At 72.1% G+C, this 16,310-nt stretch carries 10 protein-coding genes; 5 read left to right on the top strand and 5 right to left on the bottom strand.

The features are described from left to right. Positions 1–10: 10 nt before the first annotated feature. Positions 11–1,390 (top strand): O-antigen ligase, encoded by a 1,380-nt coding sequence (locus ACIPKM_RS11430; RefSeq protein ID WP_139202027.1) that lies wholly within the window; start codon positions 11–13, stop codon positions 1,388–1,390. 37 nt (positions 1,391–1,427) lie between these two features. Here ACIPKM_RS11430 and ACIPKM_RS11425 read toward each other — a convergent pair whose 3' ends face one another. Beyond that, entirely contained in the window at positions 1,428–2,819 is a 1,392-nt protein-coding gene (locus ACIPKM_RS11425) for a hypothetical protein (RefSeq protein WP_071296411.1), read from the bottom strand. A 186-nt stretch (positions 2,820–3,005) separates the two neighbouring features. Here ACIPKM_RS11425 and ACIPKM_RS11420 point away from each other — a divergent pair, with 186 nt between their 5' ends. From ACIPKM_RS11420 to ACIPKM_RS11410, 3 genes are all read left to right on the top strand, one after another. After that, on the top strand, positions 3,006–4,292 hold the full coding sequence (locus ACIPKM_RS11420; RefSeq protein ID WP_139202026.1) for an O-antigen ligase family protein: 1,287 nt from the start codon (positions 3,006–3,008) through the stop codon (positions 4,290–4,292). Between the two features lie 203 nt (positions 4,293–4,495). Further along, positions 4,496–6,403, top strand: a complete 1,908-nt coding sequence (locus ACIPKM_RS11415) for a hypothetical protein (RefSeq protein ID WP_071296410.1) — start codon at positions 4,496–4,498, stop codon at positions 6,401–6,403. A gap of 77 nt (positions 6,404–6,480) precedes the next feature. Continuing rightward, complete coding sequence (locus tag ACIPKM_RS11410; RefSeq protein WP_071296409.1) at positions 6,481–8,349, top strand: hypothetical protein; 1,869 nt, start codon at positions 6,481–6,483, stop codon at positions 8,347–8,349. A gap of 72 nt (positions 8,350–8,421) precedes the next feature. Here the strand turns inward: ACIPKM_RS11410 and ACIPKM_RS11405 are convergent, their stop codons facing one another. Beyond that, positions 8,422–9,171, bottom strand: coding sequence for a polyprenol monophosphomannose synthase (locus ACIPKM_RS11405; RefSeq protein WP_402736754.1), 750 nt, complete (start codon positions 9,169–9,171; stop codon positions 8,422–8,424). Beyond that, a complete protein-coding gene (locus ACIPKM_RS11400) occupies positions 9,168–11,657 on the bottom strand; it encodes a glycosyltransferase (protein ID WP_071303791.1) in 2,490 nt (829 codons plus the stop codon). The genes ACIPKM_RS11405 and ACIPKM_RS11400 overlap by 4 nt, the downstream gene beginning before the upstream one ends. A 136-nt stretch (positions 11,658–11,793) precedes the next feature. On the opposite strand from ACIPKM_RS11400, the gene ACIPKM_RS11395 reads away from it, so the two are divergent. After that, positions 11,794–13,092 (top strand): glycosyltransferase, encoded by a 1,299-nt coding sequence (locus tag ACIPKM_RS11395; RefSeq protein ID WP_402736753.1) that lies wholly within the window; start codon positions 11,794–11,796, stop codon positions 13,090–13,092. A gap of 86 nt (positions 13,093–13,178) precedes the next feature. Here the strand turns inward: ACIPKM_RS11395 and ACIPKM_RS11390 are convergent, their stop codons facing one another. Beyond that, positions 13,179–15,617 (bottom strand): hypothetical protein, encoded by a 2,439-nt coding sequence (locus tag ACIPKM_RS11390; RefSeq protein ID WP_071303789.1) that lies wholly within the window; start codon positions 15,615–15,617, stop codon positions 13,179–13,181. Then, positions 15,617–16,180: a hypothetical protein gene (locus ACIPKM_RS11385; protein WP_070418483.1), complete on the bottom strand. Its 564-nt coding sequence runs from the start codon at positions 16,178–16,180 to the stop codon at positions 15,617–15,619. The genes ACIPKM_RS11390 and ACIPKM_RS11385 overlap by 1 nt, the downstream gene beginning before the upstream one ends. Positions 16,181–16,310: the final 130 nt, after the last annotated feature.

Raw genomic sequence — 16,310 nt, 5'->3', positions numbered from 1 at the left:
CCCTGGCGTCGTGACGAACACCTGGCCGTTGGCGCGCGGATCCGTGCCCGAGCGCGAGGCGTTCGCATTCGGCGCGACGATCCTGTTCGTGCTCTTCGCCGGCGACGCCGTGCCGAACACGCTCACGTGGGTCGGCGCCGGACTGCTCTGGGCGGCCGCCGGGGTCTGGGCCACGACGATCATCGTCCGGGCCCGCCCGCCGCTCACCCGGACACCGCGTGCGCTCTGGCTCTTCCTCGCCTGGTGCCTGGTGTCCGTGGTGTGGTCGCACTGGCGGTTCGCGACGATCTCGAGCCTCGCGGTCCAGGTGATCTGCGCGGGCGCGGCCTTCGCGATCGCCTCGACCCTGACGTGGCGGCGGATCACCGACGCGCTGAGCCTCGCGCTGCGCTGGGTCCTGATGGGGTCGCTGCTCTTCGAGGCCTTCGTCGCGGTCGTCCTCCGGCACCCGATCGCACCGGCGTGGACGGACTACGGCGACCGGAAGATCCCGGACGCCTTCTACTTCTCACGCGCCGAGCTCTTCACCGGCGGGCGCATCCAGGGTCTCCCCGGCAACGCGAACCTGCTCGCGATGGTCGCGCTCCTCGCCGTGATCGCCGTCGCCGTCCAGTACGCCGAGGGGCGACTCCGACGCAACCGCGCGATCGGCTGGACCGTCGTGGCCCTCGTCGTCCTCGCACTCACCCGCTCCTCGACCGTGCTGGCCGCCGGGCTCGTCGTCCTCGTCGCGCTCGCCGTCGCACTCTGGATCCGCCGGGTCCCGACCGAACGACGGACACCTCGCTACCTCGCCGTCGCCGTCGGGGCCGTGGTCGTCGCCGTGCTCGGGTTCCTCGCCCGCGGCCAGGTGTCCGAGCTGCTCGGCAAGGGTTCGGACGCGACCGGCCGCGGCGTGATCTGGGAGCGGGTCATCGGGCTCATCCAGGAGCACACCGTCGTCGGCTGGGGCTGGATCGGCTACTGGTGGCCGGGCATCCCGACCCTCGCGGACCTCGCGCACCGCAAGGGCGTGACCTACCTGCAGGCGCACGACGCCTACCTCGACGTGTGGATGCAGACCGGTGTCATCGGACTGGCGATCTTCGTGGTCTACGTGGTCACGACCCTCAGCCGGTCGTGGGCCTCGGCCACCCGGATCGGCTACGACGCATCGCTCTCCCCCCGTCCGTTCGACCCGGTGTCGCTCCTGCCGCTGCTCGTCGTCGTGGCGCTGCTCGTGCAGTCGGTCGCCGAGTCACGACTGCTCTACCAGGGCAACTGGGTCCTGTTCGCCCTCATCGCGATCAAGACCCGGATCGTGCTCGTCGGCGAGGAGCCCGTGTCCGCCGGTGACGGTCCCCGCACGCCCCCGGCCCGCCGCGAGTTCCGGACGCCCGCGCGCCGCTGACCCGAGCCCGCCCCGGCCCCCGACACCGGTCCCGTCGTCACGGCCGCTCGACCAGGCGGTCGCACGGCACCGCGGCCCGCCACGGCGCGGTCCGGAGCACGACGGACGGCAGCGTCGGGTCGGCGCGACAGGCCTCGGCGGCCGCGGGGACCTGCGCGGACCAGACCGGGCCGGCGCTCCGCCGGGTCGTCCCCGGAGCGGCGTTCCAGGCGGCGGCGACGACCACCGCGGCGACCACGCACCACGCGAGCACGACCGCGACCAGCCGGCCCGCGGTCGCCGACCGGCCGACTGTCGGACCGGACCGACCCGCACCGGGCCGACCCGCGCCTCCCGGCACTCCCACCGACCCGATGACCACGGACGCCGCCACCACCGCTCCCGACACGAGCAGCAGCCCGGACGCTGCCGCGTACCGCTGCGGTCCCACCGCCAGCGCGGCCGGCCCGAGTGCCACCCAGTCCTGCACCGCCGACCCGTTCGCCACCAGCGCTGCCCACCACACCACCAGGGAGCCCCCGGCGAGGGCGACCACGACCCACCGCGCACGCCCCCGGCCGAGCACCACGGCCGTCACGAGCACGACCACCAGCAGGGCGGTCGGCAGGACGACCACGCCCCACCCGTGCGCGTGCACCGTCTCCGCCACGACACCGACCCGACGGTCCCACGCGCCCCCGAGCGGCTGCAGCAGGTACCCGGCGAGCACATCGGAGGCGCGCGGCTCGCCCGGGCGGGACGTTCGCGGGTCCGTGAGCGCCGTCGCGACCTGCACCGCGCTGCCGACGACCGCCGCCAGGGTGACCGGCAGCGGGCGGAGGTCCACCCGTCCGGTGGCCGTGCGTCGCAGCGGGAGCCAGGCGACCAGCAGGAGCGGGAGGAACAGCGTCGCCTGGACCTCGCTGAGCACGCCGAGGGCCGTGACCACGGCGAGCGCCACCGCTCCCCACCAGGTCCGGGCACGGTGCGTGTACAGCCACGGCACCAGGACGAGCACGTACCAGTGCAGGTTCGCCGCGGTGCCGCTGATCTCGACGGGGGCGAGCGGCAGGACGACGGGGACCGCGGCGAGCAGGACCCGGAGCGGCCACGGCCGGACGACGTCACCGGAGAGCAGGAACACGAGCGCGCAGACGACCCCGACGACCAGGCAGGACAGGCCCGACACCGCGACCGCGTACCGCTCGACGGGCAGGAGCCAGGCGAGGTCGACGACGATGCGCGGGACGAGGTGGCGGTACCCGGCGTACGGCTCCAGGACGGCGCCGGGGCCGAGTGCGAGCCGCTCGCGGAGGAACACCCCGCCGTCCTCGGCCCACGCCGTCCCGCGGGTCACCGGGCCGAGCCGCCACCAGGCCACGGCCGTGACGGACCCACCGAAGACCGCAGCGACCGTCGGTGCGCCGTACAGCCGCCACCCGCGCGCCATGGTGCGGCGATCGTACCGCCGACATCGCGGATCGTGGATATCCGCGCGGGGGTGCAGCCGTCGTGTCGCGGACGTCCGGGGCACGCCGATCGAGGCCGCCGCCGGCTCGGTGCAGGGCGCGACGCCGGGGCGTCCACCTGCCGACGAGGCCGGATGGGCCAAGATGGTGAGGTGACGGACGGCCGGGTGACCAGACGCGTGCTCGCGCGACGGTACCTGTCGGCGTGGATCGGGTTCTCCGCGGGCGGCCGGTTCAGCCAGGCACTCGCGACCGTGATCGTGCTCTTCGCGTTCGCGCAGCCCACGGTGACCGCGCTCGTCGGTCGTGCCGGTGTGTGGGCCGTGCTCGTCACGCTGTTCGTCCTCGCCGGCCTGAGCCTGCTCGGGCAGCGGTACCGGATCGAGTGGCACGGGGTGCTCCCCCTCTCGCTCCTGGCGTTCGTCGGGTACTGCGCGTTGAGCGTCCTCTGGAGCGAGTACTCGTGGGTGGCGCTCCGGGGGCTGGTCGGCACGGTCTGCTTCATCGGGCTCGGGCTCTACCTCGCGCTCGGCCGCGACCTGGTGCAGGTCATCCGGGCGTCCGGCGACGCCTTCCGGATCCTGCTGGTGGTCGCGCTCGGCCTCGAGGTCCTGTCCGGCCTCGTCCTCGACACCCCGATCCCGGCGTTCGGCATCCAGGGCAACATCGCGTACGGCGGCCCGATCCAGGGCATCGGCGGGACCCGGAACTTCATGGGGTTCATCGCCGCGATGGCGCTGGTGACGTTCGTGGTGGAGTTCCTCACCCGCTCGGTCACGATGTGGCGTGCGATCGGCTCGACCACCCTCGCCGTCATCGCCCTGATGCTCGTGCAGTCCCCCATCACCGGGCTCGCGATGATCGCCCTGGCCGTGACCGCCCTCGCGCTGTGGTCGCTCCGGCACGCCCGACCGACGACCCGGCCGGTGGTGAACGGCGTGCTCGGCGGGGCGGTCCTGCTCATGATCGGCCTCGGCATCGTCGCCCGGCACCGGGTCCTCGCCGAGATCGGGGCGGCCGGGGGCACGGCGACCCGGGTGGACCTCTGGGCGCAGATCCGCGTGTTCGTGAGCCAGTTCCCCATCCAGGGCTGGGGCTGGGTCGGCACGTGGCCGCACGAGGCCGTGGTGCCCTACGTGACGTTCATCGACCCGGCCGGGCAGCGGTTCACGTCGGGCCTCAACGCGTTCGTCGACGCGTGGCTGCAGATCGGGCTCGCGGGCACGATCATCCTCGCCGTGACGGCGCTGCTCGCGTTCGCGCGGGCGTGGGTCACGGCGACGACGTTCCCGGGGGTCGCCTACGTGTGGCCGGCGGCGGTGCTGGTGCTGCTGGGCGTCACGAGTGCGGCGGAGAGCTACCTGCTGCACGGGGCCGGGCTGATGGTGTTCGTCGCCGTGCTCGTGATCGCCGCGCGGCGGCGGTCGTGGCGGCGGCACCTGCCGCGCGGCTGACGGATCCGGCGCGGCCGGCGGGTCCAGGAGGCGCGACCCGCCCTGACAGCGCCAGCCGCGCCTCCAGGCGGTCGCCTCCCCCGAACACGGGCCGCATCCCTGAGCGGAACCACAGGCTGGGACGCTGCGGGCGCCAATACGATTCCAAGGCGCCCGAGCGGGCGCCGCCCGGCGGTCCCGTCGGCGAGCTCCGAGGGGGAACCGTGCCGTCGCGCCGTCTGATCACCGTCCTGGCCGCCGCGGCGGTCTTCCTCGCGGGAGCGGTCGCGGTCCCCGCAGCAGCCTCGGCGACCCCTGCACCGACCGCGTCGGCCACCACCGCGGACCCCGGCGACGTGCAGCCGCACGGGTGGCGGTACTCGCCCGCCGACACCCGTCGGATCTGGTCGGGGACGATCGGCACCACGGCCCGGAACATCGAGCTCGATCCTGGTCTCCCCGTCGGCACCGGCATCGGTGGCCTGGTCCTGAACGTCGAGGTCGCCGACCCGTCGCACGCCGGGTACCTCCGCGTGACGCCGCGGTACGGGAGCGGCACGTCGGTCGTGACCCAGGACTTCGCCGCACACCAGACCATCTCCTCACTCGTCACCGTCGGCGGCTCCGGCTCGACGATCACGCTGAAGACCTCGGCCGGGTCGGCCCGCGTGTACGTCGACCTCGCGGGCACGTACGACGCGGACGGCACGACGACGTTCACGCCCACACCGCCCACCCGCGCGTTCTCGGCGGCCGTCGGCACCGCACCCGTCCGGGTGCCGCTCGCAGGCACGCACGGGATCCCGGCCGACGCGGCAGCGGTCGTCCTCACGGCCGAGGTGTCCGCCCCGACCGCGACGGGCTACGTCCGGGTGACCCCGTACGGCCGCGACGCCCAGGTCGCCGCCCAGGAGTTCACTCCCGGACGCACCGTGTCGAACCTGCAGGTCGTGAAGCTCCGCTCCGGTTCCGCACAGGTGCGGCTCTCCGCCGGCCGGGCGCACGTCTTCCTCGACGTCTCCGGCTACTACCGCAACGGCGACGACGACGCGGTCTTCGTCCCCGTCGCACCGACCCGAGTGCTCGCCACCACCGTCGGACAGACCCCCGTGGCCACACCGGTGAGCGGACGCGCCGCCCTCCCGACGGCCGTGCGGGCCGTCACCGGGTCCGTCGAGGTCACCCGACCGTCGGCACCCGGGTACGTCCGTGTCACGCCGGCCGGCACCGATGCCCAGGTCGCCACGCAGGAGTTCGGCGCCGGGCAGTCGATCGCCGGTGCGGTGCTCACGGCCGCCACGATCGGGGACCTGGCGAGCACCGCGCAGGTCTCGGTGTCGCGCGGAACCGCCGTGGTGCACGTCGACGTCACCGGCTACTTCGTCGACCGTCGGACCGGTGTCGGGACGGGCGTCGTCGTCAACGGGGAGGACTGCACCGGCGGGCCGACCTCCGACCCGTCGTCGTACGCGCGTCCGCAGTTCACGATCCTCCGGATGGCCCCGCGGACGAACACGTACGCCCTGTGTCCCGCAGCGCTCGCCGTCGCGACGTCCGGCACCGGCACGACGAACCAGGAGGCCGTGCAGTACGCCGTCACCCTCTTCAACTGGGGCGCGTCGACCGCTGCGGCGTCCCCCGCCGGCGCCCGCGCCCGCCCGTGGCCGCTGTCCGACCAGACCCCGAACGGCGGTCCGGTCGTCGCCGGAAATCCCTACGGCACGTGCACCGGAGCCCAGGACCCGGCGTGCTCGTACGTCCTCGGCTACTGGCAGGCATGGGACGCCGCCCAGAACCACGGGCTCCCGGACCCCGCCGGCCACCGCTGGTGGTTGTCCGTGGAGAGCGACTTCGCAGACTTCTCGGTCGCCGACGACACGGCCTTCGTCGAGGGAGCCGCCGCGTACCTCGGGTCGCTCGGCGTGCCGGTGGGCGTCCGCACCGCACCGTCGGTCGCACGGCTGCTGTTCGGGACCGTGCCCGCGACCAGTCCCCTGCACGGCATGGAGACGTCGCTGATCAACCCGCACGACCTCACGGGGCTCCACCAGGACTGCCGGAACACCTCGCTGTTCGGCGGGCCGATCGTCTCGGCGTCCGACGAGGCACACACGGTCGTCGCCTGCCGCTGACTCCCGATCCGTTGCATCGTGCACCTAGACTGCCGGAGACCGTCAGGGGGCGGTCCACGAACCTGGGGAAGAACCACATGCGCCTGCACCGACGCCTCGCACTCGCCCTGACCACCGCGCTCGTCGCCACCGCCGTCGCCGTCGTCGCACCGGTCTCGACCGCGCAGGCCGCGGCCCCGACGACCGGCCGGTACACGCCGATCGACACGACCCGCGTCTGGTCCGGCGCCCTGACGACGTCGCCGAAGGTGGTGAAGATCGCCGGGAACGCAGGGGTCCCCGCGAACGCCACGGCCGTCGTCGTCAACGTCGAGGTCGCCAAGCCCACCGCGGCCGGCTACGTCCGCGTCACCCCGGCGGGCAAGGACGCCACCGTCGCGACGCAGGACTTCGCCGCCGGGCAGACGATCGCGAACCTCGTCACCGTGCGGCTCGTGAACGGCTCGATCCAGGCGAAGCTCTCGAAGGGCACGGCGAGCGGGTACTTCGACGTCGCCGGGTACTACGCCGACGGCTCCGGTGCCACCTACACCCCGCTCGACGCCGCGCGGGTGTTCGGCGCCACGGTGGGCACCACGCCGACGCAGGTGCCCCTCGCCGGCCGCGCCGGGATCCCGGCCGACGCGACCGCCGTCGCCGTGAACGTGCAGGTCAGCAACCCGACGGTCGCCGGGTACGTCCGCGTCACCACGGCCGGGCAGGACCCCTCCGTCGTGACGCAGCTCTACTCGGCCGGTCAGGCGCTGTCGAACCTCGCGATCGTGAAGCTCTCCGACGACGGTGCCGCCCAGGTGAAGCTCTCGAAGGGCTCGGGCACGGTCTACATGGACGTCGCCGGCTACTACTCGAACTCGTCCACCGGTTCGGTGTTCGTCCCGATCGACACCACCCGTGCGTTCGCCGGCTCGGTGTCCGCCACCGCGGGGACCATCCGACTGTCCGGTGTCGCGGGCGTCCCCGGGACCGCCACGGCCGTCGTCGCGAACGCCGAGACGACGAAGCCCACCACGGCCGCGTACCTCCGCGTCACGCCCGCGGGCCAGGACCCCCAGGTCGCGACGCAGGTGTTCGACGCTGGCACCTCGGTCGCGAACCTCGTCGTCGCGAAGGTCACCGGGTCGAGCGTCGACCGCCGGGTGCAGGCGAAGGTGTCGAAGGGCTCCGCACAGCTGCACCTCGACGTCGCGGGGTACTTCCTCGACGGGTCGAGCGGTTCCGGCTTCGGGGCCGACGTCTCGTGGCCGCAGGGCGGGTCCTCGTCGAACTACCCGTCGAACCAGGCGTTCGGCGTCGTCGGCGTGAACGGCTCGCTGCCGAACCAGGACAACCAGTACCTGACCCCGCAGCTCGCGTGGGCCGCGGGGTCGGCCGGGGGCACGTCGCAGCCGAAGGCGCAGCTCTACGCCCTCGCCGCGAACCCCGGCAAGGCCGCCTCGGTCTGGCCGTCGTCCAACCGGGACCCGTCGGGCACGACCGTGTCCAACCCGTACGGCACGTGCACGGCGAAGGCGTACACCAGCGCCTGCTCGTACATGTACGGCTACACCCGTGCGTACGAGGCCGCGAACACCCGCGGCGTCCCGAATCCCTCGTCGTACCGCTGGTGGATCGACGTCGAGACGGGCCTCTCGTGGCTCGGGGCCTCCGACGCGAAGGACTACCAGACGCAGAACCGCGCCGACATCGAGGGCATGGTCGCCGCGCTCAAGGCCGCGGGCGTCTCGACGATCGGCATCTACTCGACGGGGTACCAGTTCGGGCAGATCGTGGGGACCGTCCCGTCGACCTCGACGCTCCGCGGGCTGCCGAGCTGGATCGCGGTGGGCAACGACGGCGTCGCGGCGGCGCAGAAGGCGTGCTCGGCCGGCGGCCTCACCGCGGGCAGCCAGGTGCGGATGGCCCAGTACGTCGTGGGGAACCAGGACTACAACGTGAGCTGCGTCTGAGCCGCATCCCCTTCACGGACTGGAGGCGCGGTGCCAGCTGGCACCGCGCCTCCCGACCGTCCAGGGGTCGCGTCAGCGACGTGCGCCGCGTCGGCGACCGAAGCGCCGCTGCAGGCCCCACTGGGTGGTGCGGAGCATGGCCTCGAGCACGATGGAACGACTCATCTTCGAGACGCCGTGCACCCGGTCGCGGAACCGGATCGGGACCTCGACGATGCGGCCGCCGAGGTCGTCCACCCGCAACGTCATGTCGACCTGGAAGCAGTACCCCTTCGAGTCGATCGAGTCGAGGTCCATCCGGGCGATCGCGTCGGCGCGGTAGACCCGGAAGCCCGCGGTGACGTCCCGCACGCCGATGCCGAGCACGAACCGGGCGTAGGTGTTCGCGCCGCGGCTGAGGACCTCGCGGTGGAGCGGCCAGTCGACCACCGACCCACCGGGGACCCACCGCGACCCGATCGCGAGCAGGACGTCGTCCACGCCGTCGACCGCGGCCACGAGTGCCGGGAGCCGGTCGGCCGGGTGCGAGCCGTCCGCGTCCATCTCGACGAGCAGCGGGTACCCGCGCTCGAGCCCCCACCGGAAGCCGGCGACGTAGGCCGTCCCGAGGCCGAGCTTGCCGGAGCGTTCGAGCAGGTGCACCCGGTCGTCCGCGGCGGCGAGCTGCCGCACGAGGTCACCCGTGCCGTCGGGGCTGGCATCGTCGACGACGAGCAGGTGTGCGTCCGGCAGCGCGCCCAGGACGGCTGCGGCGATCGTGCGGACGTTCTCGGCTTCGTTGTAGGTCGGGACGATGACGAGCGCCGTGGCGCCCGCGGTCACCGGTTCTGCAGCCGACGCTTGATCTTGCCCGCGACGCTCCGCGGGCCCTCGGTCCGGAAGTAGTGCACGGCGCGACCGAGGTCGTGACGGACGCCGTAGAGCTTCTTGCGGTCCGGGACGCGCACGCGCATGGCGTGCGGCTGGATCGTCGACGAGGTGTCGCGGACGCTCTTGTCGGCCGCGCGGATCGGGTTCCGGCAGAACTCGACGAGCGGGGCGAGGACGTTCTCCCACGTGAACTGCTCGCGCACGCGGTCGACGTTGCCGATGAACTCGGCACGGGCCTTCTTGTCGAAGAGCGCCGTCTCGAGCGCTGCGGCCAGGCCGTCGATGTCCTGCTCGTGCACGGCGATGCCGAGCTTCTCCTCGGCGACGAGGTCACCGAAGGAGTCACCGGCGGTCGTGACGATCGGCAGGCGCGCCCACAGGTAGTCGAGGATGCGGGTGCGGAACGAGAACGTGGTCTCGAGGTGCTCGTAGTGCGTCGAGACGCCGGCGTCGGCCTCGAGCAGGTAGGCGCCGCGTTCCTCGTACGGGATCCACGCGTCGTTGAAGAACACGTTCTTGCCGGTCAGCCCGAGTGCATCGGCCTCGGCGCGCACCTTGGCGACGATGTCCATCTCGGGCACGTCCGGGTTCGGGTGCTGCACACCCATGAAGAAGAGCTTGACGCTCGGCTTCTTCGCGGCGAGCCGGCCGATGGCGCGGACGAGCGTGATCGGGTCGAACCAGTCGTAGATGCCGCCGCCCCAGACGACGAGCTTGTCGTTCTTCCCGATGCCGGGGACGACGCCCTTGACCCGCTGCTGGTCGTGCACCGGCGGCGTCGACGACAGGCCGAACGGCACGACGCCGATCAGCGAGCGGAGGTCGGGGTCGCGCGAGTACGTCCGGGCGTTCACACGACCCGAGCCGGCGAGCTGGCCGAGCCAGAACATGCGCTGCCGCTCGGAGGCGCAGATGAAGTAGTCGCCGAGTTCGAGCTGGTGGTTCAGGGTGTCCGACGCGTCGAGGATCTGCCGGTTCCACTGGTCGACGTCGTCGCTGCGGCCCTGCTCGAGCTGCTCGAGGTGCAGCGGGTCGTAGACGTCGACGACGAGGATCTTGCTCGTCGACTCGAGCACCGGGAACAGGCGGAGGGCGTGGCCCTGCACGATGATGACGTCGGCCCAGGCCTCGTGTTCGACCATCTGGCGCGGGTGGCGGTGCGGCACGGTGACGACCTCGTACGAGGGGTCGATCTGCGACGAGCGCGTGAGGCTGATGACCCGGACGTCGTGCTCGCCGGCGAGCTGCTTCGCCATCTGGGTCGCACGGATCGCCGGACCGGCCATCTTCTCGCCGATGGAGTCGCCCGTGATGATGAGGATCCGACGCCGGGTGCCGACCTCGAGCACGCCGAGGGAGTGCACGATCTTGTCGTAGCCGGCCAGGTAGTTCTCGATCGGGTACGCGGGCTCGTCGCGGTTGCCGAAGAGGCGCAGGAGCTCGCGGTCGCTGCGCACGCGGGTCGCCTGGATCTGCCGACGCGACTCGGTCATCGACGGCAGCTGCTCGACGAACTGGTCGACGCCGTAGATGCCCGCCATCGCCGTCTTCGGCACGGGGATCGTCGGGACGCTGTCGTCGCCGGGGTTGCGGAGGTCGAGCTCGGTCGAGTCGAGTTCGCCACGACCGACGGCGCGACGGACGACGAGCGCGAGCGACCCGGGCAGGGCCGCTGCGAGCTGCTCGTCACCCAGGTTCTTGTAGAGCGTGAAGAGGGCGTTGCGCTCGAGGAGGTAGGTCTCGCGGAAGTCGCCGAACTTGTTCATCGACGCGTGGTGCTTGTGGAACGCGACGGACTTCGGCTGGTACCGGAAGCGCCAGCCGAGCAGGTTGAGCCGCCAGCCGAGGTCGACGTCCTCGTAGAACATGAAGTAGCGGTCGTCGAAGCCGTCGAGCTGCTCGAAGAGCTCCGCACGGATGAACATCGCCGCGCCGGTGCCGAACAGCACGTCGGTCTCGGACTCCCAGCGCCCGGTGTCCGGCGAGCCCGCGAACGGCTTGTAGCCCATGCCGTACCAGGTCATCGCGGCCTCGGTGAAGTCGACGTTGACGCCTTCCCAGTCGAGGACCTTCGACGCCACGGCGCCGATGTCCGCGCCGGAGGCGAACGTCGCCATGGCCTCGCGCACCCAGCCGGTGTCGGGTCGGGCGTCGTTGTTGAGGAACGCCACGATCTCGCCGGAGGACTTCTCGACGCCGAGGTTGCAGCCGCCGGTGAAGCCGAGGTTCGCACCGGCGTCGACGAGCGTGAAGTCGAGCTCCGACGCCTTCAGCCGACCGAGGTGCTCGGGGCCGGAACCGTTCTCGACGACGATGACCTCGAGCCGGTCCTGCGGCCAGTCCTGCTTGCGGAGCTCCGCGATGCTCGTCAGGGTGTCGTCCGTGCCCTTGTAGTTCACGAGGATGACGGACACGACTCCCGGCTTGCGCTCTGTCACGCGGTTCCTCCAGCAGCTGCCGCGCACCTGGCGCGGGTCGACGGGTCGGCCGCGGGGTGCCGACGGCCGATGACACCCTACAAGGCGCGCGCCCGCGCTCCCCTGAGATCAGCGCCGATTCGTGCAGAATGGCTCGGTGACCGCGACCAGCATCCCGACCGCTCCCACGTCTTCCCCCCTCGCCGCGGACTACGCCGCGATCGCCGCGGGCGACCACGCCGAGGGGCCGCGCGGGACCGTCCGGTTCGCAGTGTCGACGGACGACCCGGCCGAGGGCAAGGGCGACCTCTACGTCGCGCTCGGGCTCGCCCGGGCGCTGCGGGACGCCGGGTGGGGGGTCGCGATGTGGCCGATCACCCGCTGGGCCGACCCGGTCTCGGACGACACGGCCGTCGTGGTCGTGATGATCGAGTCCTTCGTGCCGGGCCGGGTGCCGCCGTCCACCGCCCTCGTGGCGTGGGTGCGCAACTGGACGGCGAAGTGGGCGGCCCTGCCCTACCTCGACGAGTTCGAGGCGATCTGGACGTCGTCGAGCGCCGCGCGCGACGCCGTCGCCGCGCACTACGACGGCCCGGTCGAGGTCGTGCCGATCGGCGTCGACCTCGAGCTCTTCACGACCGACCCCGGTACCCCGCGGAGCGACCGTGCGGTGGCGACCGTGAACTTCTGGGGCGTCCGCCGCCACGTGCAGGACGTCCTCGACGACGTCCGTCCGGCCGAGCCGATCGTCTGGTTCGCCGCGAACGCCGAGCACGTCGACCCGTCCCCCGGCGTCGAGCTGCGGCCGATGGTCCCCTACTTCGCGCTCCCCGAGGTCTACCGGTCGGCGGCCTTCGTCGTCGACGACGTCATCGCGCCCGCCGCCGAGTACGGCACGTTGAACTCCCGCCTCTACGAGTCGCTCGCATCCGGGGCACTCCCCGTGACGGACTGCGCGCTCGGACTCGACGAGCTCGGCCTCGGCGAGGTCCCCGTGTTCGAGGACGCCGCGTCCCTCGAGCGGGCGCTCGCGATGCCCGCCGACGAGCGGACGGCGCTGGTCGAACGGCTGCGCGCCGTCGTGGTCGAGCGACACTCCTTCGCGGCGCGTGCGGAGCAGGTGCGCCCGGTCCTCGAGGCGGCGATCGAGCACGCGCGGTCCCGGACCGGCAGCCGGTCCCCGTTCCTCCGCTGGGCGACGAACGAGCGCGAGGTCCTGCGGGTCGCCGAGCTCGAGCGCGACGTGCACCTGCAGGGCGTCCGCGACATCAACGAGCGGCTCGTCGTGGCCGAGCAGGCGGTGGCGTCGTTCGACGCCGCGCGTCGGCGTGCGGAGGAGGAGCGCGACACGATCGCCCTGCGGTACGACGAGCTCACCCGGTCGGCCGAGTACCGCCTGCTGCACCGCTTCGGCGGTCTGGCGCGCGCCGTGCGCCGCGGTACCGGACGCGGCTGAGCCGACCACGGACGAGACGGGAGGCGCCCCACCGGCTGGTGGGGCGCCTCCCGTCTCGCATCGTGGTCCGTCGGACCGTCAGCGCACTACTTCACCGTGATCGTCCGGCACAGCGTGGTGTTCGCTCCCGCGCCGGTGTTCATCGCGTAGACGCAGACCTGCGTGCTGCCCGCCCTGTAGCCGGACACGGTCGTCGAGAACGAGTGGTTCGCGCCGTACCCGCCGTAGGTGGTGGCGAGCGACGCCTTCGCCTCGTTCGCGGTGAGCGACTTCGCGCCGGCGCCGTTCACGTACACGTGCACCTGGATCGGGGACGCGGTGTCCGGGTCGATGGTCCAGCCGCGCACCTTGACCTGGCCGGCCGCGGGCGACGACACCTCGTCGAGCAGCAGGACCGGGTTGCCGGAGGTCATCGCGACCGTGCTGCAGGCGCTGGCGTCCTTCCCACCCCCGACGTTCGTCCCGACGACGCACACGGTGTGCTTGCCCGGACCGATGCCGGTGAGCGTGGCCTGGAAGCCGTGCTTCGAGTAGTACCCGGGGTACGCTTTCGCCGCGGTGGCGCTGGCCTGGTCGGCCGTGCCGGTGGTGACCTTCTTGCCGTCGACCGTGTACGTCACGCCGATCGGCTGCACCGTGTCGGGGTCGACCGCGTAGCCGCTGACCTGCAGCGAGCCGAGCGTCGGCGACGAACCGGACTCGATCTTCACCTTGGGCGGGCCGGTCGGCGTCTGGAACGTCGTGCAGACGTTGCTGTTGCCGCCGGGGCCCACGTTGATCGCGATGATGCAGAGCTGGTGCTTCCCGGCCGGGACGCTGCTGCGGGTGAACAGGATCGCGTGGTCGTCACCGTAGCCGGGCAGTGCCTTGTCGAGACCCGCCTTGGTCTGGTCGGCCGTGAACGAGGTCAGGGCCTTGCCGTCCAGGTACAGGTGCACGCGCAGCGGGGCGATCGTGTCCGGGTCGGCCGTCCAGCCGCGGATCTTGAGCTTGCCGGGAGCGGTCGACGATGCCTCGTCGATGACGATCCACGGCGAACCGCTCGCCTTCGTCACGGTCTTCGCCCCGAGCTGCGTCCACTTGCCCGTGGAGGTGTCCTTCGCCCACGTGCTGATCGTGTGCTTCCCGGCGCCGATGCCGCTGATCGTCGCTGAGTAACCGTGCGCGTCGCCCCAGCCCGGGTAGATCTTCCCGACGTCGGTGCGCGAGGCGCTGGCGGTCCAGGCCTTCTTCGCCACGCCGTCCACGCGGAGCTGCACGGGGATCGAGGACTTCGTGTCCGGGTCGATCGCCCAGCCGCGGACGCTGAGCTTGTCCGCCGCGAGGGTGGCCTGGTCCAGCTTGCCGAACGGTGCCCCGGTCCGGACGGTCACCTGCTGGCAGCCGAGCAGTGCGTTGGCACCGGCGCCCTGGTTGATGCCGAACACGCAGACGTTGTGGCTGCCGCCGGAGATCCCGGTGAGGGTCGTCGAGAACCCGTGGCTGGTGTTGCCGGCGCCGAGCTGGCTGCCCAGGTCGGAACGCGCCCCGTCGGCCGTGATGGTCTTCTTGCCGACGCCGTCCACGTAGAACGCCACCCGGATCGGGCTCGTCGCGACGTCGGGGTCGTACGCCCAGCCGCCCACCGTGACCTGGCGGAACCCGGCGGTCGCGGAGTCGACGTGCCCGGCGGGCGAGCTGCCACCGGTGGGCGAGCCGAACCAGTCGGTGTACATGCGCCAGAAGTTCCGGTTGCCGTACGCCGAGCAGCCGTCACCCGTGCCGTAGAGGTTCGACATCGCGGCGGCGTTCGGCGTGTACGGCGTGTAGATGTACAGCCCGGCGGTCGCCTGGTTCTTGATGTAGACCGTCTTCCGACCGCACGCGGCGTTCGGGTTGTAGAGGATCGAGTTGTTGCGGCCGGCCTGGTAGGCCCAGGACGTCGGCGAGGCCTGGTAGCGCTTGAACTGCAGCGCGGCGGCGTACACCTGCTGGCCGAAGCCGTAGTACTTCGGGTCGCACGGCGCGGTGTCCGGGCACGCGAAGCCGGTGGCGTGCAGGTACATGTAGCTCGTCGGGCTGTTCGTCGTGACGATGCCCTGCTCCTTCTGCAGGAGGACGAGCAGGACCTTCTGGCTGATGCCGCACGCGGCGCCGACCTGCGCGATGACCGTGGCCGCCGACTTCACGCCGCCGTTGATCGCGGAGCACCGACCGGACACGGCGGCGATGCCGCTCATGTTCTGCGAGAAGTTCTTGAGGCACGCCGGGCCGCCCGATGCCTGCTTGCAGTTCGGCGCGACGCTGTTGAGGAACGACTGCACGGACGACGAGCTCATCGCCGACCCGTTGTAGAAGTTCACGTCGCTGATGATGTTGCCCGGGTCGAACGACGCGGCGGTCGCGGCCGAGGCGGACTCCGTCGTCGTCTGCTCGGACAGCACCGTGCCGAAGGTCAGGCCGCTCACGGCGACCGCGAGGGCGGCCACCAGGGCGAGGGACGACCGCAGCGGGCGTCGTCGCCCGTCGGTTCGGATGGATCGCATCACGGCACCTCCGCCGTCATCGGGTCGGACGTGGTCGACTGCGCGCCGACCCGGTAGTCGAGGGTGATGGACCAGGTGCCGCTGGACACCTGGGCCGCCGGGAAGGACACCTGCGCGCAGTTCACGGAGGACGCGCTCGCCTCAGCCGTGCTGGTCAGGGTCCGGGTGACACCGCTCTTCGTCGCGGTGAACGTGCACGTGCCCGACGTGTTCGTCGTGCCGGAGACGAGTCCACCGGCCTGGAGCGTCCGGCTGCCCGTGTCCCACCCGGCGTACGTGACGACGGCGGTGGCCGGGAAGTCCGACGGGTCGTCGTCGGGCTCGGTCGTCTGGCCGGAGCCCGGGAACGCCGAGGGACTGTCGTCCGCGTCGTCGGAGCTGCTCGGCGACGGGGTCGACGAGGGGGCGGACGTCGCGGTCGCCGACGCGGTCGGAGTCGGTGAGGCGGACCGCGTGGGCGACGCGGTGGGGTCGTCGTCACTCGTGGCGGAACAACCCGCCGCGAGGAGACTGAGAACACCGACCACCGCGAACGCAGCGATCGGCCGTGACGCGAAGTGCATGCTGACGGGCCGTCCTGTGGATGTTGACAAGGGTCCGGGTTGCGTCAACGGTAACCCCAAAGTGAAGGTTGAGGGTTCAATCCGCGCACATTCACCCCCGCACGGGGGCGGACGACAGGTGTCGCCCGGT

The organism is Curtobacterium sp. NPDC086286, assembly GCF_044746255.1.
In the GTDB taxonomy this organism is placed as follows: Bacteria; Actinomycetota; Actinomycetes; order Actinomycetales; family Microbacteriaceae; genus Curtobacterium.
Note: the sequence above shows the minus strand (reverse complement) of the source record. Positions and strands in the feature narration are given on the sequence as shown.